At 65.2% G+C, this 21,518-nt stretch carries 13 protein-coding genes; 4 read left to right on the forward strand and 9 right to left on the reverse strand.

Going from position 1 to position 21,518, the window contains the following annotated elements:
* Positions 1 to 238 precede the first annotated feature (238 nt).
* Together AB0I53_RS23785 and AB0I53_RS23790 are read right to left on the reverse strand one after the other, a co-directional pair.
* Positions 239 to 790 (reverse strand): TetR/AcrR family transcriptional regulator, encoded by a 552-nt coding sequence (locus AB0I53_RS23785; RefSeq protein WP_358606789.1) that lies wholly within the window; start codon positions 788 to 790, stop codon positions 239 to 241.
* A 420-nt stretch (positions 791 to 1,210) separates the two neighbouring features.
* Positions 1,211 to 1,870 carry an LmbU family transcriptional regulator gene (locus tag AB0I53_RS23790; RefSeq protein ID WP_358606792.1) on the reverse strand — a complete coding sequence of 220 codons (660 nt, stop codon included), beginning with the start codon at positions 1,868 to 1,870 and terminating at the stop codon, positions 1,211 to 1,213.
* A gap of 738 nt (positions 1,871 to 2,608) precedes the next feature.
* Here AB0I53_RS23790 and AB0I53_RS23795 point away from each other — a divergent pair.
* The 3 genes from AB0I53_RS23795 to AB0I53_RS23805 all read left to right on the forward strand — a co-directional run bounded on the left by AB0I53_RS23795 (position 2,609) and on the right by AB0I53_RS23805 (position 4,677).
* Positions 2,609 to 3,508: a LuxR C-terminal-related transcriptional regulator gene (locus tag AB0I53_RS23795; protein ID WP_358606795.1), complete on the forward strand. Its 900-nt coding sequence runs from the start codon at positions 2,609 to 2,611 to the stop codon at positions 3,506 to 3,508.
* A 139-nt stretch (positions 3,509 to 3,647) separates the two neighbouring features.
* The gene (locus AB0I53_RS23800) at positions 3,648 to 3,884 is read left to right on the forward strand and encodes a hypothetical protein (protein ID WP_358606798.1); all 237 of its coding nucleotides are present in this window, start codon (positions 3,648 to 3,650) and stop codon (positions 3,882 to 3,884) included.
* A gap of 112 nt (positions 3,885 to 3,996) precedes the next feature.
* Complete coding sequence (locus AB0I53_RS23805) at positions 3,997 to 4,677, forward strand: TetR/AcrR family transcriptional regulator (RefSeq protein WP_358606801.1); 681 nt, start codon at positions 3,997 to 3,999, stop codon at positions 4,675 to 4,677.
* 39 nt (positions 4,678 to 4,716) lie between these two features.
* Here the strand turns inward: AB0I53_RS23805 and AB0I53_RS23810 are convergent, their stop codons facing one another.
* The 7 genes from AB0I53_RS23810 to AB0I53_RS23840 form a co-directional block, all read right to left on the reverse strand.
* Positions 4,717 to 7,818 (reverse strand): RND family transporter, encoded by a 3,102-nt coding sequence (locus AB0I53_RS23810; protein ID WP_358606804.1) that lies wholly within the window; start codon positions 7,816 to 7,818, stop codon positions 4,717 to 4,719.
* A gap of 240 nt (positions 7,819 to 8,058) precedes the next feature.
* Positions 8,059 to 9,561 carry a UbiD family decarboxylase gene (locus tag AB0I53_RS23815; RefSeq protein ID WP_358606807.1) on the reverse strand — a complete coding sequence of 501 codons (1,503 nt, stop codon included), beginning with the start codon at positions 9,559 to 9,561 and terminating at the stop codon, positions 8,059 to 8,061.
* Positions 9,562 to 9,612: 51 nt separating this feature from the next.
* On the reverse strand, positions 9,613 to 10,095 hold the full coding sequence (locus tag AB0I53_RS23820) for a hypothetical protein (protein WP_358606810.1): 483 nt from the start codon (positions 10,093 to 10,095) through the stop codon (positions 9,613 to 9,615).
* A 32-nt stretch (positions 10,096 to 10,127) separates the two neighbouring features.
* A complete protein-coding gene (locus AB0I53_RS23825) occupies positions 10,128 to 11,675 on the reverse strand; it encodes a hypothetical protein (protein ID WP_358606813.1) in 1,548 nt (515 codons plus the stop codon).
* Entirely contained in the window at positions 11,672 to 17,788 is a 6,117-nt protein-coding gene (locus AB0I53_RS23830; protein WP_358606816.1) for an SDR family NAD(P)-dependent oxidoreductase, read from the reverse strand. The genes AB0I53_RS23825 and AB0I53_RS23830 overlap by 4 nt, the downstream gene beginning before the upstream one ends.
* Before the next feature lie 35 nt (positions 17,789 to 17,823).
* Entirely contained in the window at positions 17,824 to 18,471 is a 648-nt protein-coding gene (locus AB0I53_RS23835) for a hypothetical protein (RefSeq protein WP_358606819.1), read from the reverse strand.
* Complete coding sequence (locus tag AB0I53_RS23840; protein ID WP_358606822.1) at positions 18,468 to 19,733, reverse strand: NAD(P)/FAD-dependent oxidoreductase; 1,266 nt, start codon at positions 19,731 to 19,733, stop codon at positions 18,468 to 18,470. Before AB0I53_RS23840 ends, AB0I53_RS23835 begins: the two co-directional genes overlap by 4 nt.
* A gap of 1,045 nt (positions 19,734 to 20,778) precedes the next feature.
* On the opposite strand from AB0I53_RS23840, the gene AB0I53_RS23845 reads away from it, so the two are divergent.
* Positions 20,779 to 20,988 carry a PIG-L family deacetylase gene (locus tag AB0I53_RS23845; protein WP_358606825.1) on the forward strand — a complete coding sequence of 70 codons (210 nt, stop codon included), beginning with the start codon at positions 20,779 to 20,781 and terminating at the stop codon, positions 20,986 to 20,988.
* Positions 20,989 to 21,518 lie beyond the last annotated feature (530 nt).

Below are 21,518 nucleotides of genomic sequence, written 5' to 3' on the forward strand. Positions count from 1 at the left end.
CAACGCTTCCGCGCTCGGTGCAGTTTCAAGGACACGTCACTTGTCCGCCACCACCCGCCACTTGGGTACCGAGCCGGCGATTCTCGACCTCACCAACATGGTCGTCACCGCCGGCGCGCTGGACTCCGAGCTCTTCCGGCCGTTCGGGCCGACCCGCGACGACATCCCGTTGCCCTACAAAACCTTCCGCGCAATCCGAAGTAGACCGGTCAGCGGGCCGGAATCAGGACGCCGCAGGTCATTTCACCAGAAGGCTGCCGAGCGACCGCCGGATGAGCGCCGCCCACTCGTTCCGGACCCGGGGCCTGTCCTCCTCTTCCGTCTCGGCCAGTGTTAGCCCCGCCCCGCCGAGGATCCAGAAAATGAACCGCAGAGTGCTTTCCAGCCCGGTCGATTCCACGTAGCCGGCGTCCACCAACGCCCGGACGAACTGCTCGACCAAACCGAGGAAGTACCTTTCCTCGCACTCGCGGAAGCGATCCCACCCGAGCGCTATCGGGCCCTCCAACCACACCAACCGCCCGTAGTCCGGGTCGCAGCACCTGTCGAGGAACGCTTCAACCGCGTTCATCGCCGCTTCCCAGGGATCCGCGGTGGCCATGGCGGAGGCCATGATCTTCTCGACCGCTTGGGACTCCTGCTCGCCCAGCACGGCTTCGAGCAACGCCTGCTTGTTGTTGAAGTGGTGGTACACAGCGCCACGGGTCACCTGGCTCTTCGACGCCACGTTCTCCAGAGAGGTTCCGGCGTACCCGCGCTCGGCGAAGAGAGCGGTTGCCGCTTCGAGCAACGCCGCTCTGGTTTCTTCCGAATACATCTCGCGACGGCGTTTAGAACTTGACATGAGTTATACATCCCCGACATACTCCGTGCATGTGACAGACAATCAGCATGCGACGTTCGCCAAAATCTGTACATCTCGTTTGTCAACGGCTACGACAGCAGAACTTCCGCCATCATGAGGCTGCGCAGCCGCGCCAAGATGCGGGCCCTGTTGGACTGATCGAGCCCGTCGGAATTCCGAGAACACCAACTTGCGCCAGGCTTGCTGACCATCGGAAAGGCATCTCGCGATGAGTTGCGGGAGACCTTCAGACTCTTCGGTCCCTGTGACATCCAAAACGATCAACCACCAAGGCAATAATCCCAAACTGGCTGTCCCCGACAGAGTCCAGCACCGGAAACCAAACTCATCAGCAGGGTTGCATCCCTAGCCGGCCTTCTTTGCTTGTTCAGCATAAAGAGCCTCGGTAGCCGCGGAGTCGAGAATCGAGATCATCCACTCCTCGAACGCAACGCCCGAGCGCTCGGCGGCCACGCGCCACCGATCGACCAGTTCCGCGTCAAAGCTCAGCCGCCGCAGGGACGCTTCGGGCTTCTCCGGGTCGGGCTGCCGACTGCGGCTCAGCCGGAGCTGATGTCGCAACTGGTTCCTGGACCACCCCTTCTTCTCCGCCTTTTCGAGCCACGCTTCCTGCTCATCGGCGGGCAGTGCCGCAACCTCCGCATGGTGCTGAAAGCTCAGCGCGTCACGCCGGCGTGACAACGGAACCCGACGTGCAACCGACGCGTAATTGCGCAAGGTGCCGTAATCCAACCCGGTGGCTTCGACCGCACGCGCGTAACGATCCGGATAGTACTCCTTGCCGTACACGGCCCAGTCGCCCAGGCACCATGCCGACGAATCCACGATCCGCGTCAGCCGCCGACCGGCGCGTTCCCAGTCTGCGAAGTCCAGTCTTCTCGGGAAGCGGAGACCGACACTCGTGAGAAACACGCTGCTGTCGTCCTGCGCCCCGTTCCGCTGTAATCGTCGCCCATCACCGATACCGGTGACCGCGTCACCGTCGATCGTCTTCTCGGTACCCATGCTCTCCCTTTGATCACGCTAATCGCTCAGACAGAAGGCCTTCTCTGCTTGTTTCGGACATTGCAGAACAAAAGGGAAACGGTAACAGCGAAAGGCCTTAGTTCGCAAATCCTCCAGAAATCAGCTTTCCCCACGCCGAATCACGACCCGATCCAACAGAACGCCCACAGCAACAGCGAAACTTCTGGCCATCTTCAACAGCCATGCCACTCCCTATTTCTCGAATCGAACTTCCATGCGGCCGCATCACGAAGTTTTTTCACCTCGAGGCTATGACTTCAACTCCTCCGCCGTGCATCATTGACACATGCACAAAGCTGCAACAGTGCACCGCTGCGGCGAACCGGCACCGGCGCCTGGGGATGCCGCCGTTCTGAGCAGCGGCAGCTACCTCCGCAAGCGGTCGATCACACCTGCTTACGCCGAGCATGCAGGGCACCGGAATTTGCTAGACGTCGCGGTTCTGAATTAACGCGCGCTCGCGTGAGCTCCGCAACCGCTCGGCGGCAAGATCAATAACACTTGGGTCAACGGAACAACGATCTTGGAGCACGTGGGCCGTTGGAACGACTACGCTCCGTCTCGTAGGTCTGGCCCACTGGCATCGGGAGGCGCGCCCGGCGTCGGCCGAGCCCGCCCCGGGAGGTAGTCGAGAGCATGCACAGCGGTTGCGACGAGCCTCTTAAGGATAAGACGAAGAAGCTTTGCGAGGACGGGCTGAGCCTGTACCAACACGCTGTGATCACCGGCTCGGTCCCAGCCGACGACGCGCCGAAGTGCTTGTGGCGATTAGGCCTCCTCGAAGAGTCACCCTCGGATCCGCACAAACTCGTACCGGTCGCCGTCGACCTCGCGTTCGCTCAGCTTGCCCGCCCCTTGGAGGAAGCGATAGCGAAGAACAGATCCATGGTCAACTGGCTGGCCAAAATCTTCGATCCTGTACAGGCCGCTTACACGGAAGCCAAACGTGCGCAGCAAATATGGGTCACGGAGCTCTCGGGCCAGTCCCTGATCCGTTCGGCCCTGGAGCACGCGGTCAGCTCCTGCACGCAGGAGCTGATCACCGTCCAGCCGGGCGGTGGTCGCGATCCCGAATTGCTCCGGGACGCCTTGCGCCGCGACCTCGCCATGCTGCGCCGCGGGGTCCAGCAACGCACCCTGTACCAGCATTCGGCCCGTTTCCACGCACCGACGCGCAGCTATGTCGAGGAGATCATCAAGGCCAACGGCCAGGTCCGAACGCTCGACGAGATCAGCGAACGGATGATCATCTGCGACCGCGAGGTGGCCTTCATCCCAGGCACCGAGGATCGGGCGACCTCCGCGCTGGAGATCAGGCACCCGGCCATAGTGGACTTCCTGCTCAAGAGCTTCGAAAGGGCCTGGGAACAAGCAGCGCCTGTGAACGCCAAGGACAACATGAAGGATCAGAGGATCGTCGACGAGACGCAACAGGCGATCTTGCGCCTGTTGGTCGCAGGGCACACTGACGAGACGATCGCTCGCCGGCTGGGGAAGAGCCGGCGGTCGGTTGCCGGGTACATCAGCAAGATCTCCGCAGAACTGGGGAGCCACAGCCGCGCTCAGCTCGGCTACTTCATCGCCACCTCCGGGTTGCTCGGCGCGGACCGCACGTAGTCGGAAGCGGAAACGGGTGCAGCCGCGCACACCGCAGCACCGGCGCCGAAGGCACGCCGTGCGTCATTGCCCAGGGCGGTCATCGCGACTGCACAGGCGGGATAGCAACGCTTCGCAGAGTTTCGCTGACACGGGGATGTTGAAGATCGCGCCGACTTTGCCGACGCTGGCGATCGAGCCCACCGAACCGATCGACCCGATCGACCCGACGCTGCCGAGGCTGGCGATGCTGCCCACGGAGGCGATCGACGCGATGCTTCCCACGCTGATGAGGGACGAGAGCGAACCCGTGCTGCGCGGCGAGCCGCTGCTCTTGCAGATTGGTCGACCGGAGTCGTTGATCCCCACTGGCACATTCCACCTTCCGAACGGGTAGGAGGAGGGTCGAGACGAGATCCCGCTGCTCTTTGCACGCGCCTCGCAGCATCCTAACATAACAGTGTTACAAGTGGTTAGTGTATTGACTCTTGCAGGCGGTGGGCAAGTCCATGAGCAAGTCAAGGAAGGCCTTCGAGGCGCGGACGCACCTCGTCGAAGCCGTGATCCGGCTACTGTCCGAAGAGGACCCGTCGGCGATTCAGGCCCGGCGCCTGGCACGTGAGATCGGGACGTCGACCATGGCCGTCTACTACCACTTCGGCGGAATGCCCCAGCTGCTGAGCGAAGTCGCCCTCGTCGGCTTCCGGCGACTCGACGCCCGGCTTGGCGCCGTTCCGGTCACCGACGACCCGGTGGCGGATATCTGCCGGCTCGCACTCACCTACCGCGACGTCGCCCGCGAGAACCCCCACTTGTACGACTTGATGTTCGGCCTGTCCGCTCCCGAAGGCCACCGCCCCGACCCGAGCCCGCACCAAGTCGGCGACCAGAACGCCGACGGGGTATTCGAGGCGGAGGCGGCGAACGCCTATCGCCATCTCGTCGACGCCTCTGAGCGCGCGATGCTGGCGTCCCGCATCCGCGAGGACGACCCCGCCACGATCGCCGCTCAGCTCTGGAGCTTGCTGCACGGATACGTCACCCTCGAACTCGCCGGCCACTTCGACCACCTCACCGACAGCACCGAGCAGATCCTCCTCCTGCTCGGCAGGAACCTGCTGATCGGGCTGGGAGACACGCCCGAACGCATCGAGGCGTCGGCCGCGTTCAGCCTCGATCCCCGACCTTGATCCCGCTGCGATCGAGCACGGCGCAGCCGTTCGAGGTGGTCAACGCTCCGCGGTCACGTCACTGGGTTCGCCACCGTGCCCCGGCGGTGCGGCGGTTCCGGAAACGCTGCCGTTGCTCGGTACCCGGTCAGGTGAGCGACCGATGTGGACGGCCGATCCACCGACGACTCGCGACGGCCACCAGTTCCACCTACCCAGCAGCTGGATCGCAGCCGGTACGAGCAGGGTGCGGACCAGGAAGGTGTCTATCAGCAGCCCGATCCCGATCGTGAAGCCGACCTGCGCGAGGATGGCGACGCTGCCGGACAGCATCGCGAACATGCTCACCGCGAAGATCACGCCCGCGGAGGTGATGACGGGTCCGGTCGATATCATCGCCCGCGCGATCCCGCCTCGGGGCTCGCGGATGAGCTCTTCCCGAATGCGCGATATCAAGAACAGGTTGTAGTCGGCGCCGACCGCAACCAGGATCACGAAGGCGACAGGGGCGACGCTCCAGCTCAGGTCGATGCCCAGTGCGTGTTGCCAAACGAGCACGGCGATCCCCATCGCGGCGGCGTAGGACAGGATCACCGATGCCAGCAGGTAGATCGGCGCGATGATGCTGCGCAGCAGCACCATCAGGATCAGCAGCACGGCCAGCACGGCGAAGAGGGCGAACGCGGCGAAGTCATTCGTGATCAACTCGTCGAGGTCGTTGTTGTTCGCTCCCATACCGGTCAGGGTCACCCGGCTGCCGTCCAGCGAGGTACCGCGGAGCGCTTGCTGCGTCGTGGGCACGATCTCGGCGGAACTCCGCATCGCCGCCTCGCCCTGCGGCTCGGTCTTGTGCATCACGAACAGGCGGGCGGTCCGGCCGTCCTGGGACAGGAACATGCCGCTTGCGAGCGCCATCCGCGGGTCCTGCAACGCCTCCGCTGGCAGGTAGAAACCGCCGATCGACGGATCGCCGGCCTGGGAACCGATCGTGCGCAGGAAATCGGCGGCGCGGGTCAGACCGGCCTGCAGCTCCGCGACGGACTGCGGCGCCACGGTCGTACCGTCGCTCAACCGCACCTGCCCGTCGGGAGACGCCGCGACGCCTTCGCTGATGGCGCGGGCCGCCTGGGAGACCTCGTTGGCTCCCGCGGAAAGCTGTCCGAGGTTCTCCTTCAGCACGCGCTGCCCCACTGCCAGGCGTTCGGTACCTGCTTTAGCCGCCGCCAGGCCATTTCGGAGGTCGCCGACTCCTGCGGCGAGATCACCGTTGCCGTCGGCTATCACATGCGCGGCCGAAGCGGCTTCGGTCAACCCCGGCAGAAGCTGATCACGCTGGCCGGCGAGAATTTCGTCGATGCCCTGGCGCGCTTGGTCGCAAACCGGATCGAGACCGCACACCGGATCGTTCCGGAGCGCGTCCGCGGCGACGCCGAGACCGTCCACCGCCATCTTCGTCTGGTCGCGGGCCAAGTCCAAGCCGGTGGCCAATGCCTTTGCCCCGTCGGCGAGCTGTTGCGCGGCATCCTGCGCCTGGTCCGCGCCGTCAACACCAGCACCGAGCCCGGTTCGCGTCGAAGTCAAACCGTTCAGGAGCTGGTCGGCGCCGTCGATGGCGCGCGTCACGCCGTCGGAAAGCCTGCCGCTTCCCTCCGCCAGCCTGGCGGTGCCCTGGGCGAGTGTTCCGATGCTGTCATTGAGCTGCTGCACCCCGTCGTTGAGCGCATCGCCGACCTGGCCGGCCTGCTGCCCGATCGAGGCCTCGGTGATCGTCGAGCCCAATGGCCGGGTCACCCCCCGGACCATGGCGATCTCGTCGATCTTGGAAACGTCCGAGGAAGCCATCTCCAGCGCCGCGAGATCGCGCGGGTTGCGCATGTCGCGGTCGGAGTCGATGAGGACGTACTCCGGGTAGACCTCGTTGGGTGGGAAGTGCTTCGCCATCAGCGCATTGCCCAGGTTGCTGTCCGTGGACGCGGGTTGCACCGAGTGCGTGTCGTAGCTTGGCCGGATACCCGGGTAGAAAGCGGCCAGCGCGCCGAGGATCACCAGCCCCGCGACGAGAACCCGGGCCGGACGAAGCGTGACGTGCTTCCCGATGACATTCCATCGATGTGTTTCGCTCTTTCGCCGAGGTCTGGCGTAACCGCGCTTCGCGACCACGGCCAGCACGGCCGGGCAGAGGGTGAGCGCGGCCAAAAGCGTGACCGCAATTCCGATGGCGATCGCCGGACCGGTGGCGTAGAAGAAGCTCACCTCGGCCAGCGCCATGCCGGAGCACGCGACTATCACTGTCGCCGCGGAAGCGAGGACCACGGTCGCCACGCGCTTCAGGGCCGCGGCGACGGCGTCCTCGGCGTCGTAGCCGGACCGCTGGTACTCGTGGAACCTGCTGATCAGGAAGACGCTGTAGTCAGTACAGGCACCGAACACCACCACGGTGAGGAAGGACGCGGTGAACGTGGACACGCTGAAGACGTCGAGCCCGAAGAACGCCACCACCGCACGAGCGGTCGCCAGCGAGATGCCGACCGTGGTCAGCGCTACCATCGCGGTGATCATCGAGCGGTAGATCAGCAGCAGGATGCCCGTGATCAGCGCGACGGTGACGATCGTGATGCCGAGCATGCTGTGCTCCATCTCGGCCTGCATGTCGGCGACGGTGGCCATCGGCCCCGTGATGTGGACTTGCAGGCCGGGCGGCCGCTGCTCCTGCGCGACCGCGCGAAGAGTTTGGATCTGCGCGGTTGTTTCGGGCGATCCGTTGTGCCCCCAGAGACCGAGGGGGATGTACCTGGCCTTGCCATCGCGGCTGGCCAGCGCTTCCTTCAACCCCGGCTGCGAAACCACGTCCTGCACGAAGGCGACTTCCGCCCGCTGGTTGCGCAGGCGGTCGACGAGGCGCTCGTAGTACTGCTGGTCGACGGCGGAGAACCCGTTCTCGTCGGCCAGGACGACGATCACCATGCTGTTGGCGCCGGCTCCGCCGAACCGCTTATCCATCTCGTGCAGTGCACGCACGCTCACCGCATCGTCCGGAACCATCGGACTGGTGCTTCGTCCGATCACTTGCTCCAGTTGGGGGACCGCGAGGTTCATGGCTCCCGCGATCAGCAGCCAGAGCAGGATGACGGCTCCGCGCCGGCGCACGACTCCGCTGGCCAAGCGCTCGAGCAAAGCTTCGCTGGCCCGCCTCATCCGACCTGCACCGCCGTCATGCGACCCCTCCCATGATGCCAGCCGGAACGAAAAGCCGTGGCAGCCCCAGGAATCGCGGGCAGCCGTTCCAGGGGCCGTTATAGAACACTGTTATGCTTCGTGTCAAGCACGCCGGAACCCACGAGTTCTGGGCAACGGAGCGGAAAAACCGGCCGCGGCCGCACCGGGGAGCCGCGGCATGTCCGACTACTCCCCGGCTCCCGGAATCGGTTCGAACCCGTACCGCATCCAGTTCCGCAAGACCTTCTCCCGAACGTCCTGCGGACAAGTCGTGTCGAAACGGCTCCGCCTCGCGGGCCAGGATCGCGGCGACGGCAGGCAGTCGTAGATCAAACGCGACGACTTCCAGCTCTCGTAGTAATTGATGTGGTCCACGTCCAAGTACGGCGACATGGGCCAACTGATCCGGCCATCGATGCGCAACCGGCCGCCGGGCCCACGGTCGTTCCGGCTGTCGATCGCCCAGATCACCTCGTCGACGTCGCTGGGATCTATGTCGTCCTCGGTGACGATGACAGAGTTGATCATGTCGCCCGCCTTGCAACCCCACACCGAATTCGCGACACGACGGCAAAACGCTTTCGCGTCCAGCCCCAGCTCGGTCCAGCTCGACCGGACCGCCACCACCAGCCACCCGTTGCACGAGGAGAACGGACTCCAGGCCGTCGCGATCGGCAACCCGTCCGCGCGGAGCTGGTGGACGGCCTCGGCGACCATTGCCGGCCCCGTGATGGTCTGTTCCTCCGACGGCAGCTCCCCGCCGGGCATGAACGGGTAGATCGGGCGATCGCGGTAGGTCATCGTGTTGAAGTGAACGACCGGCGCAGGCAACTCGTAGTCCGGGTAGATGTACCCGGTGAACTGGCTGAACGGGCCCTCCAGACCGACACCCGTGGCCGAGAAGGTTCCTTCCAGCACGATCTCCGCGTCCGCGGGCACTTCCAGGTCGACGCTCTCGCACCGCACGACGTCGACCGGCCTGTTCAACAACGCACCCGCGTACTCGACTTCTGACATGCCGGCCGGGATCGGCATCGACGCGGCGAAGAGCAATGCCGGATCGACGCCGAGAGCGATCGCGAACGGCATGTCCTGCCCGATTTCGCGCCACTGGTCGTGGATCACGCCGATGTGCTGCGGCGGGATCACCGAGCTGAAGCCCGTGCGCGCGTCCGACAGCATGATGCGGCTGATCGACCAATTCGTCCACGAACCGTCAGGCGACCGCGTGATGACGATACCCATCGTGTTCACGTAACGCTTCCCGCTCTGGTGCAGGCGCGGTGCCGGCAGCCGCGTCAAGTCCAGGTCGGCGCCGGCGACGACGTTCTCCTTGCACGGCGAATCGGCCACGACGTTCGGTGCGACGCCCTCGCGCTGCCGAGCTCCGCACAACTCTTCGACCACGTCGGCGGCCGAGCACCGCTCCGAGAGGAACAGCGCCAACCCCAACCGCGCCAGCTCGTACCCGCGGTCCGAACTGGTTCCCGCCAGGGCGCTCACCGCCTGGAATTCCGGGGAAGCTCCGGCTATCTCGCGGAACAGCGGGGCCGGCGCACCGCGCTCGTAGCAGAGCCTGGCGATCGCGCTCATCTCCATGTTCACATCGACGGGTCGTTCGATCTCAACGACCTGACCGATCCCGCGCAACGCCTCGATGTACCCGCGCAGTCCGAATTTCCTGCTCATACCAACTCCCGCAACGGCCGTGCCATGCCCGATTCCCCGCCCCTCGAACGATCACGTCCCCACGAGGAAGCTCCCCATCGACTGCTCGACGATGCCGACCGCCAGCGCGAACCCGGCGGCGCTCAGGATTCCGATGGACAGTCCGAAGAAACGTCTGCGGACCGCCGGAAGTTCGTCGCGGAGCGCGAAGATGCGCTGGGGCCACACGTGCCACGACAAGTACACGAACAGGCCGATCGTCGCGAGAATCGCGGCGGACTTCACCGTTACCAGCCACGGCCAGACGGCGCCCAGCTCCGCGCTGTCGCCGGCCCGGAGGACGACGATGAGCACCCAGGTCGGAAGCATTACCCCGATTACCGCCAACAGGGTGTAACGCGTGCCGTGTGCCATTCGCGTGGCGAAATCCTCGAAGTACTCCGGATCCTCGTCCTGCGCCGGGTGTCGTTGCACGATCAGCACGCTGTAGATCTGCGCGCCGAACCATCCGCCGAGTGCGAGCGTGTGAGCGACGTAAAGAATGACCATCAACATGGCAGGTAGACCTTCTCATCTTGGTCGGGCATCTAGCGCGTTTCCCGGGTGCCATCGCGGCGGATGGCGTCGACGATCCGTCCAGGAAGCTTGTCCTTCCGCTGCCAACGGTCTCCTTCCCTCGTCCTCCATTCGGCCGCGTGCTGGGCCGCCGCCAACTTCTCCCGGCCGCCATCCGGGCGCACGTTGAAGTAGTCGAACTGCAGCCGCAAGCCGTACTCGTGGATGGCACTCAGGCTCATCACCGTCTCGACGGTGTCGAACGGCATCGCCTCGCGCAGATGGTCGACCTTGGTGTGCACGGCGCGAAGTTCACCCGTGTTCGTTCCAACCCGGTACTGCTCCGGGACCACGGAATGCAGGTAACCGTCCAACACCGCACCCAACCAGGCGTAGTAGTTCGCGAAGTACACGTTCCCAACGAGGTTTCCCTCGTAGCTCGACGTGGAGAACTGACGCCGCGAGATCACGGTTTTCCGCCGCGGCTCCCGCACTTCCTCGACCAGGCACGCCCCCAGATCCACCACCACCTCGTCCGGCACCGGCCGGACAGCCTCTCCGCTCCGCACCGTCATCGGCCGGAGAAATTCGTCGAGGTACTCGGGCTGCGGTCGCGGCGTCACCTTCCCGTGGCCCAGGATCTCCACCCACGTCGTGGACATCTTTCCCCACGCAACCCGGGTCAACCGGCCGTCGTCAGCCACCTTGCACCACTCGGCGACGATGTCGTTGGTCGAGTTGAACCGGCCCCGTATCGCCGAGACCCACAGGTTCCCTTCGACGATGTCGTCGGCGTGCAGGTCCCCCTCGACGAATATCTCCGAAAAATTCGTGACCATCCCCCACTTCCCACTGGTCATCAGCTTGGAGATCCGGCCGTTGGTGGGCTGCGCGGTCCCTCTCTCGCGGAGTTTCCCGAGCCAGAAGGCGTAGTGCGGGAAGTAGACGGATCCGCTCGGGCTCGACGCCTCCCGGTAGGAGACGTGGTAGCGGGCTCCCGTCGACGGATACCCGCCCGGCCCTGTCGCCCGCACGATCGTCCGGAGATGGGGCGAGGCGTAACCGTGCTCCCGCTCGTCCACCTGCGGCAGGTCGTCCACCCAATGTTCGCGCTGCTGGCCGTTCTCGGTCGCCTCGTCGTCCGCCACGGTCAGCGCGATCATCTTGTCCTGGTTGCGCGTCAACATCACCGGAAACGTCAGCACCAGATGCTCATTGCCCTTCAGCAGGACCGCGTTGTCCTGACGCCGGACGAACGACAGCTCCACGTGCTTCCGGCCATCCGCCTTGCGGGTCGCCTCGGCCGCCGCCCAGAGACGGGCACCGGCGACCTCCGGTGGTTCCCCCAGTTCGACGAGTTCCCGCAGCAGCGGTTCGCGGGCGCGTCCCAGCAACGACACCCATTCCGCCTCCGATCTCGGCTCGATCGCCACGATGTCGCACCCGTGCGCAAATTCCGCGGCACTGCCGAGACAAGTCTCGTCATCATGCGCGAGCGACACCTCGATCTCATCGCCCAGCGGACCGAGCACGTACGGGCGCCCCGATTCCGTCCAAGCGATCTCCACGACGTCTGTCATTCCGCCTCCCGCTGCGCGACGACCTTGCCGATGACCTCTTGGAAAACCGGACGTTCACGCTCGTGGCGCGCGTCGCGCCCCTGCTCGTGTATCCCCGGTGTGTGCGAGATCGTCACGTTCGGGACCGCGACTCCGAGCGCACTGCCGTGATCCGCGGCGGCGGCATCGATCAGCCTCTTGTCGCGATCGGCCGGATTCGCCAACTCCTCCGCCGTCGGATTGTCCGGCCGCTTTTCGATTGCTCTGGACCGATAGTCCGTCAGCTGGATGGCGACGCGGCCGTCGACGACCGCCGCCACCTTCGCATCGACGTAGGCCCCATCGGTCACCTTGTCGTACACGAGACCGTCCACGACGCCTGCCGCGAACCGCTCCGGATGGAGGTCGATGGCACCGATGGAGAACGGGAGGCAGATGTCCTGCGGGACCACCAGCTGGCCAGACTGCAACAGGACGTCCAGCAAGAACGGATCACCGAGGACGTACTCGCCATCGACCTTCCGCAGTTCCGCCTCGAATCGGCAGTGCTGCGAATCCAAGCTGTGGAGCTTCCGCAGTCGTTGGTACCGGGGACCTTGGAACAACAACCCGCCGTACAGGTGTTTCACCGGGTCGATGTCCAGCCGCGCAAGACTGGCGGGAAGCTCTCGTCGCGGCGTCTCGCCGGTGGCGTCCAGCACTACGAACTCCGCCGAGAACTCGGGAGCCGAATGCGACCGCTCGGTTCGGATGGCAGCGAGCACCCGCACCTCGTCGGAGTCGGCGAGCCGCTCGCACACCTGCGCTTCGACCCGGATCCGCGTGGGTACCTCGTGCCGGACGGTGATCGGTCGGCGCAACGCGACGTTCTCGATGCGCACGCGGTCGAGCGCCTGGCCCGTCACGCACCGCACGGCCTGCGCCATTGCCTCCAGTCCGAACACCGTCGGGAACAACGGCGTTCCCTTCCAGACGTGGTCCCGGAGGTAATCGTCGCGCTGCATGCTCAGGGACGTCTCCGCGGCGAGCTCCACACCCGGCTCGAGGCGAACGATTCGTTCGAGGTAGCGAGCCTTCTCGGGGAGGTTCCGCCCCTGCCGGTACCACGTGTCCAGGCCACCCAGGCGGCCGGTGACGACTACCTGCGTCGCTCCCGGGCACGAGCTGATCAGGCGCAGGAAGTGCCGAACGCCGTCCGCAGTCGGAATCGAACCGACGCCCATCTTGGCGAGTTGGTCGACGCTGCCCATCCGCGCGCCCATGCCGGTCTCTCCCCACACGCTGTAGGCGATCGAAGCGGCAGCGCAGTCCTTCCGGTGGTCCGCGAATTCCCGGACCACCGAATCCAGCATCTGGTTTCCGAGCGCATACCAGCTGTTACCCGGCATGCCGGTAACGCCGATGATGGAGGAGACACCGACGAAGAGCTTGATGGGCATCTCCTCGGACGCGCGCATCAAGTTGATCGCACCCGCTATCTTGGGCGCTACCTCGTCGAAGGCTGCGGCGGCGTCGGTCTGCTCCACCCTCCGCGGCCGGTTGAGGCCCGCCCCGTGCACGATGGCAGAAACCGGGCCCACCTCCTCCGACACAGTGGACAGCAGCGCCCGCACCGCGCTGAGGTCTGTCACATCGCATTGGAGGTAGCGGGCTTTCAGCCCCTGCTCGGCAAATCGCCGAAGGGTGGCGCCGACCTCGTCGCTGCTGTTCCGCGGCGTCGTTCCCACCAACGCGACCGTCGCGCCGCACGTCGCGGCGAGCGCCAGCGCGCACTCGGCCATGATTCCCTTGCCGCCGCCGGTCACCACGACGACATCGTCCCCATCCAACTTCACCGGACGGAGCTGGAAATCCTCGCCTTCCACCAAACGTGCTCGCGGGGCGCGTCGCACGTGCTCGGCATCGTATCCGGCGGCGGAGAAAGGCGTTGCGACCTGGAGTTCGGCGGCCACGTGTCTCGCGACGGAATCAGCCGCCAGCTGCGGAGCGAAGTCGAGCACGCGAACCTTCATTCCCGGTCGCTCGTGGTGCACCGAAGCTGCGAACGCATCGGCGCTCGAAGCGGCGAACGAGCCGCGCTCGTTGGCAAGCGAGAGCACTCCGCCGAACTGAACGAAGGTGAGACTTCCTGCCGGTGCCTCGGCCGACCGCAGCGGCGGTACGACCTTCGACAGCCGCTGCACCGTTCGGAATATCGCGTCGGCCGGCTGCTCCGCCGCCCGAGCGGACGGCAACACGGCGACAACATGTTCTGCCCGAACAGGATCGACGAAGTCGAAGCCACTGGATGCGACGTCGGCACCGAGGCTCGCGAACAGATCGGCAAGCGCCTGGCCGAGCTCGGCGTCGCTTTCCTCCGCGACGACCAGGACGGAACTTCCGTTGAAGTCGTCGATGCTCTCGTCGTCCACCGCAACGACGACCGGATCGACGACGAAGCTTCGCACCCAGGGTGAATGCACGTCCACCTGCGCCGGGCTGGTGACGCTCTCCGGTGGAGCGCTGGTCCGACTCGCGGTCACCTTCTCGATCGTCCGGACGATGTCGGCCAACGTGCCGCCGGTGAGCTCGCTCGGATCGATGTCGTCGCCAACGCCGAGCCCGGCACAAACCTTCGCGACCGCTTCCGCCGCCTTGATGGAGTCCAGGTTCAGGTCGTCGATCAGGCTGAGGTCCAGCGCGAGCGACTCGGTGGCGAATCCGGTCAGCTCGGCGATCACGTCGCACAGCAGACCCGCGACGTCGGAACTTCCTGATGCACCGGTACCCGCGCCACGTCCGGACGTGCTCGGTGACACCGCTGTGATCGCGTCGGCGATCTCGGCTATCGTCCCGTTCGCGATCTCGGCGGGGTCGATGTCCGCCTGGAGCTCCTCGGCAACTCCCCCGATCACCTCGGCGGCCTTGATGGAGTCGAGGTTCAAGTCATCGAGAAGCCGCAACCCCTGATCCATCGAGGCCGCTTCGTAACCCGTCTTCTCGGCCAGGACCTCGATGAGCCGGGCAGCCGCGCTTGTCCGCAGCCGGCCGTTGCCGGACACCGCTGGTGTTGCGTCGGGTACGACGGGCGGTGATTCCGACATGCCGTGCTGCGGGGTACGAGGTGCGTCCGCAGGGGCGGCGGGCACGGCCGCGTCGCGACGTGCTCCAGGCTCCGCGCCGATGTCCGCCCGAACAACGTCGATGAGGAACTGCCCGCGCCGTTCGAGGTACTCCTGCAGCACGTCTGCCGGGTTAGCGGTACTCCCGTTCTCGTACGAGCTCGGCGGGTGCACCCTGGACGGCGCGAACGGCGCCTCAGCCGGGTTCTGGATGAACGTCTTGCCGGCCGCCGCGACGAACGGACGAACCAACCGGTCCGCGTAGAACGACGACCAATCCACCTCGGCGCCGCGTGCGAAGGCGGCCGCCACCGCGATGTTCAAGTCCCGGTCCGCGTCCGGACGCGATGCTATCGGCAGGCAAGGCGTGCCGTCCGGCCCGTTGGTCGCGTTGATCAACCCGGTGAGCACCCGACCCGGGCCCACCTCGAGGAAGTAGTCGCACTCCTCGGACGCCGCGTTGACCACGTCTACCCAGTTCACGCGCGCGACGATCTGGTCGGCCACCAGCGTTCGAAGATCGAATCGCTCCGTCAGCAACTCGCCGCTCGCGCACGAGTAGCACGGCACATCCAGCGTGGCGAACTCATCGGACAGCGGCGCGTCCGCCAGGAACTGATCGCGTGCACGTTCCATCAGGCTCGAATGAAACGCGTTCGACACCAACAGGCGCGAACATGCCACGTTCTGCTCCCGGGCGTGCCGGGCGACCTCGTCGATCGCCTGCTCGGTTCCCGCGACGACGATCTGGTCCGGTGCGTTGACATTCGCAACTTCAAGGCCCGCACCGACTTCCGCGATCAGCTTCCTCGCTCGCGCGTAGTCGCAGCCGAGGCTCGCCATCGCCCCCGGCTCCCCCGAGAGGTTCGCCATCGCGCGACCCTTGGCTGCCGCCAGCTCGATCAACGTGCGCGCGTCATACGCCCCGGCCGCGTAAAGCGCCACCAGTTCCCCAAGGCTGTGGCCGGCCACCAGCGACGGGGTGAGGTTCAGGCGCCGCAGGTATTCCACCCAGAGCAACGAGGCCAACGCGATCGCGGGTTGCGTCACCTCGGTCCGACTGAGCGCCGCATTCCATTCGGCCACCTCGTCGCCATCACGCGCCCGCGTCACGTCACGCCAGATCGAGCCGCTCACCGGCTGCGACCCGCATGCCACCAGCCACTCGTCCGCCTGGGCCACCAGCTTCCGCGCCCATCCGCACCGCTCGACGATGGTGCGCGCCATTCCCAACTGCTGTGCTCCCTGCCCCGGAAACACGTAGCCCAGGCGATGGCGCACGCTGTGCGAGATGGTGATCTCTCTGGTCGGTGACCGGACTTCGCCAGGTGCCGGCGGAGCGTTCTCGATGTCCCGCACGAGCTCGCGAAGGCGATCCCGAAGCTCCCCCGGCCGACCGGCCACCAGGGCAGCGCGAACGGGCGCCGCGACGTCGACCTCGTTCGAGAGCTTCGCCGCGAGGTCGACGAGTTCCGCCACGCTCGCCCCACCGCAGAGCGCTTCGACCTCGCGTGCGCGCGAGATCAATGCCGGAACCGACGTGGCCGCGAGCGTGAAAAGCTCGGTTTCCTGGTGCGACGCCATCAACGCGCGTTCGTCCAGTGACGTTCCCAGCTTCGTCGATGGCGCATCCGCCGACTCGAGGACGGCGTGGCAGTTGATGCCCCCGAATCCCATCGCCTGCACTCCAGCCCGGAGGACGGATCCCGGCTCGCGCTGCTCACCTTGCACGATCGGGAACAGCGCAGTGGCTTTTTCCCGGAAGATCTTGCTCGGCGAATCACAACCTGCGAGCGGTGGCAGCACTCTTCGATTGACCGCCATGGCCGTCCTGATCAACGCCAGCACGCCGGACGCGGCTTTCGTGTGTCCGAGCAGTGTTTTCAGCGATGTCACCCCGACTGCGCGGCGCGCCGGCTTCGCCTCCGCGTCCACGGCGAGCTGGATCCCGCAGAGCTCCGCCGGGTCGCCGACCGGTGTCGCCGTTCCGTGCCCCTCGATGAACGCGACCGAACCCGGCTCGAAACCGGCGAGCTCGTAAGCCCGGCGCAGCATGATGGCTTGGGTGCCGGCATGGGGCTGGGTAATGCCGCCCTTGCCGTCGCTGGAGATCCCCCAGCCTCGGATGGTCGCGTACACGTAGTCGCCATCCCGACGGGCGTCCTCAAGTCGTTTCAGCGCGACAACGCCGCATCCTTCGCCGGGTATGAAACCGCTCGCGCGTTCGTCGTAGACGTTCATGTCGCCGTGCGTGAGGGCCCCCAGACGGGCGAACCCGACCAGTTCCATCGGATCGAGACTCACATCGACGCCACCGGCCAGGGCGAAGTCGATCTCGTCCGTGGCCAGGGCTTTCGCGGCCGTCGCGACGGCGAGCAACCCCGACGAACAAGCACCGTCCACGACGTATCCGCCACCGCGAAAATCCAGGTAGTTGCAGATGCGCCCGGCGATGGTGTTCGACAGCACGCCGGCGAGCGTGTCCTCGTTGGGCTCCCGGAAGGCGGACTTGAAGTAGTCCTCCATCGTTTCTTCCAGCTCAGCCACCAAGGGTTCGGGCATTCCCCTGGCGTTCGCCGCGGCGCGCAAAGACCGCTTCACGTAAGGCCACCGCAGTCGCATCGCCCAGGATCGCGTGTGGTCCCCGGTGAGTGAGTTTCCGATGAGCGCAGCCGATCGTTCGGTCGGCACCGTCTGCCGGCTGTATCCGGCGTCGGACAGCGCTTTCAGCGCTACTTCCAGGGCGAGCCAATGCGCGGTATCCGTGGATTTGAACGTCGACTCGGGGATCCGGCGCTTTGCCCAGTCGAATGTGAAGTCGTCGAGCAGCGCCGCACGATCGGCGTACGTCTTGTCCACCGCCCCGGCCGCTTCGGTGGGGTCCTGCCAATAGTCGGCGAGCGGCATCCGACAGTCCGGGAACTCGCGAAACTGTCGACGCCGCGCCAGGGAATTCTCCCAGAACTGCCCCAATTCGCTTGCGCCCGGAACCCAAACACCCATTCCGACAATGGCCACAGCTGGACTAATCATTCAGGCAACCCCGGCATTCTCGAAATCTGTCGTGCTCAACAGGTCTTCATGGATCCACTGGCTCGCCGCGGTGACCGGGCCGCCGAGGCCGGATCGTCGTAACCGTGCAGCAGGGACCGGGTTGGAATGCCGAAAATCGGGATGAGCCGCGCGACCACGAAAATATCGCCCCACAGCCCGAGCACGCCATTGGCAACCAGCAGCGCCGGATGGATGTCAGCCCCTACGACGAACTTCATCAACCTCGGCAGCCGCATTTCAAAGCCGACTTCGGCGCGGCCCGCGACCTGCTCTTTCGGGATCGTTGAAACCCGGCAGCGGCGATCCCGTATCTCTATGAGGTAGTGCACTCGATCACCGTTGGCGAGGACCACCCCGAGGGCCGTTTTCGTGGTGAAATCCGAGCCGTACACCGTGGTCGCGGCACGACGCCGGAATCGCAGTCGAAGAACGTGCGGCAACGACTTCAGTATCACCCACTTGACGCCGCGTGCTTCCAAGACACCGTCCGGCAGTGCGGCGACCGATCTCGCGATAGCTGTCTCGAGTTCTTCCCGCAGCTTGGCGCGTCGGGATCGGCTGGTCGCCGCGCCGCCGGCGGTGGGCCAGTTGAACCGGTACAAGCCGACTGCCTGATCGGCCGCGCGTTCCGCATCGCTGCCCGGACTCATGGTCGTGATCACGTAGTCTCCAATGCTCGATTCGAGCGCCACGCACGCGCGAGCAGCCCGGGGGTGAACGCCCCGACCGGGGTGAGCCTGCGACTGCCGAAAGCACCGAGACGTGCGGCGACGACCTGGTCCGTCGACGCCGCACCGAAGAGCGTCCGCTCCATCGCATTCATCCGCCTACCGGTTGCGAAGTTGGCGTTGAATGCCTGGTGCGTGCTCAAACGGCGAAAATGCGCCCACGCGTACTTCCAAAGCCCAGGCGCGAGAGCCTTGCCGGACAGAAGCGGTCCGATAGTCGCCTCGGTGAGCCATTCGGCGGCCTGGAAAGCCCAGCCACAGCCCGCTCCCCAAAGATAGTCCGTCACCAGTGCAGCATCACCGATCAGTGCGAGGCCTGCGGCGACGGGCATCCGGTATTTGCTCTCGTAATTCCTGATCGGAATGATTTTCGAAACTCGGCGCGCTCGGCTGAGATCCGGTCCGTTCGGCAGGCGCCCGAAGACCGACAGCAGATGGCCGTCCATATCCTCGAGGCATTCGTCCATGCGTTCATTCGGCACCATCGCCGCCAGTACCGTGCGACCATCATTGGGCAGCAGGTACGCGACGTCCGGGTCGAGCAGCCACAGTCGCGACGTCGTCCACGCCGATCCGCCGGAACGCGACACGTAGTCCGCACCCGATTCGTCGCGAATGCCGACATAGTGCGCGAAGCAGCCAAAACGGCCGTGCGAGCTCTTGATCGCACGCACGCCTGCGAGACCGGCCACGGTGGAATGCCTTCCGTCCGCGCCGATCGTCAAGCGAGCGTCTATCGTGATCAGGTTTCCCGAAGCGGTTCGGGCGATCAGTCCGGTAACGCGCCCTTCATCGCGCTTGAGTTCCTGCACACGCGTTCCCGACAGAAGTTGGACGCCCGCCGCGAGGACCATTCGCCGCAGTAGTGGGTCAAGCTCTGAGCGACGTATGTTGTATCCGTAGGTCGACTTCGGACCATCGGCAATTCGGGGAGGATGAACCCACCCGGCTCGCGTGTAGAAACCCAGCTCACTACGGACGCCGCCTGCGGCTTCAATTTCCTTCTCGATACCCAAACGACGCAACGTGGGCACTGCCGACGATTGGATCAAATGCGTGCACGCACGCTTGAACGTGTCGATGTTCCGATGCGCCTCGACCAAGGTTACCCGCAGTCCAGCGCGAGCATACGCTAAAGCAGCAGTGCAGCCCGCGATGCCCGCACCAACGATGACCACGTCGCAGCGTTGAGCCACCTGCGCCTCCTCGTGGTTGGATATGGCCGCTACGCGAGCATGACTTCCATAGCGTGAACCTGTCGACGATGTTCCGGCACTTCTTCGGCGCGTATCGTCCACCGGCGTAGTGCGCTAGCCAATTCAATTGCCGATTGATCACATGATCACCCGACCCTAGAATGGACGATATTCGCTATGCCTGTCAACGTTCAGCTATATCGAATCAGCCTCCGATCAGGCAAGACAAGCAGGATTCGATCATCTCAGGCGCTCCAGCGGAAGTGGTGCCGATCCAAACGTCAGTCGACTTTTCGTTTCTAGCAGCTGACGACAATCAGCCATGCCAGATTTCACAATTCCGCATGAACATTGGAAGCTCCGCGTGTCACGCCGGCGTGACACCAGGAATGGATGCCACCGGCGCGGGATGGTGCCCAGGCCGGCGCGGCGACGAAGACGGGATCGCCCGGATAGTGGCCCGCCCGAACCAGGTCCGAGCCTCCCCCGCCTCGACATCCAGCGGAAGCGAAAACAGTTGTTGTGAAATGGATCGCGGAGTTCTACAATGGACGGCTGCGGCACAGCCGATGCGGAATGCGCTCACCCATCGACTACGAGAACGCCGTCACCCCCGAGCCAGCAGCAGCATAAGTGGAGTCCTCCACGCTTCGGGGGGAAGCTCAAGGCAGGCTTTCGACGCTGATCTCGTTTTCCAGGTTGGTGAACCCGCTGACGTACTGCGCTTTCGGGCTCGACCGGTCGGGACCTAGCACAGACCTGACTCCTACGTCGGGAAACCGATACGTCCATGGAACACAGCGGTGCTGGCTTCATCAAGTGATCGCAGGCCGCCGCAATGACCTGGTCAGCATCCGACGCGCGCATCCGGGGATCCGTCAGGAATCTCCCGGCTGATCAGGGACGGACTTTCGGGCGACCAGCCGCTCAACGATCCCCAGCTTGAACCGTTCGTGCTGCTCGATGACGAAACCGGCTTCCCGCGTCTACCACCACGAGGCGGACAAGCGGTCGAGCGGAATACGACAGGAAAGGTTCGGCGAAGATGGCGACGGACAAAGCCCCCTCAGTGCTGGTGGTCAGCGCGCATTCTGGCGACTTCGTGTGGCGAGCGGGTGGGGCGCTCGCCCTGTATGCCGAGCGCGGCTACGACGTGCGGATCGTGTGCCTGAGCTTCGGCGAGCGCGGCGAGTCTCAAGGGCTCTGGAAGCAGGACGGGATGACTTTGGAGAAGGCCAAGAGGCCGCCGCGCTGAGGCCGAGGCGAAGGAGATCGCTCCCGTCCAGACCGCAACCATGACCCACCCGCAGACGTCTTCAGCGGCATTCGATGGGTCGCCGGGGCGGGTCATCGTCGATGGAAGTGGACTGACGGACCCGTGCGTAGCGCTACTGCGGTTGAGCTGGGCTCTTCCGCCCCGGGCAAACCACGTGCCGGTTTCCCGCCTCCGCAGAGCCTGCAAATGCCGCGAGGCGCGTAACAGAGGACGAAATCCTTTGCTGCGGCCTAGACCAGAGACGACGAACGCGCCCCCTCACCCAGTGAAAGACGCAGGGGCTCGTTGGTTCAGGCGATGCGGTTCTCCGGGGCCGCCGAAAGTCGCCCCCACGCTCTTCGCTGTCGTCGAAGGCCACATTGTCAACGGCGGCCGAATGTGGGCTCTGGCACGGTTTCCGTGAATCTGGCCCGAGGCTCAGTCGCTGAGCAGGATGCGTTTGCGGAGCAGGTCGGGCTTGGCGCGGCCGAACATCTGTCGTTTGATCATTTTTATGCGGTTGACGTGTC

Source organism: Saccharopolyspora sp. NPDC050389, from assembly GCF_040655595.1.
Taxonomy (GTDB): domain Bacteria; phylum Actinomycetota; class Actinomycetes; order Mycobacteriales; family Pseudonocardiaceae; genus Saccharopolyspora.

Bases quoted from the DNA above. Each gene is read 5' to 3' on its own strand.
- AB0I53_RS23790 (WP_358606792.1), bottom strand. From the start codon at position 1,870: ATGGGTACCGAGAAGACGATCGACGGTGACGCGGTCACCGGTATCGGT.
- AB0I53_RS23805 (WP_358606801.1), top strand. From the start codon at position 3,997: ATGAGCAAGTCAAGGAAGGCCTTCGAGGCGCGGACGCACCTCGTCGAA.
- AB0I53_RS23815 (WP_358606807.1), bottom strand. From the start codon at position 9,561: ATGAGCAGGAAATTCGGACTGCGCGGGTACATCGAGGCGTTGCGCGGG.
- AB0I53_RS23820 (WP_358606810.1), bottom strand. From the start codon at position 10,095: ATGTTGATGGTCATTCTTTACGTCGCTCACACGCTCGCACTCGGCGGA.
- AB0I53_RS23825 (WP_358606813.1), bottom strand. From the start codon at position 11,675: ATGACAGACGTCGTGGAGATCGCTTGGACGGAATCGGGGCGCCCGTAC.
- AB0I53_RS23830 (WP_358606816.1), bottom strand. From the start codon at position 17,788: ATGATTAGTCCAGCTGTGGCCATTGTCGGAATGGGTGTTTGGGTTCCG.
- AB0I53_RS23845 (WP_358606825.1), top strand. From the start codon at position 20,779: ATGGCGACGGACAAAGCCCCCTCAGTGCTGGTGGTCAGCGCGCATTCT.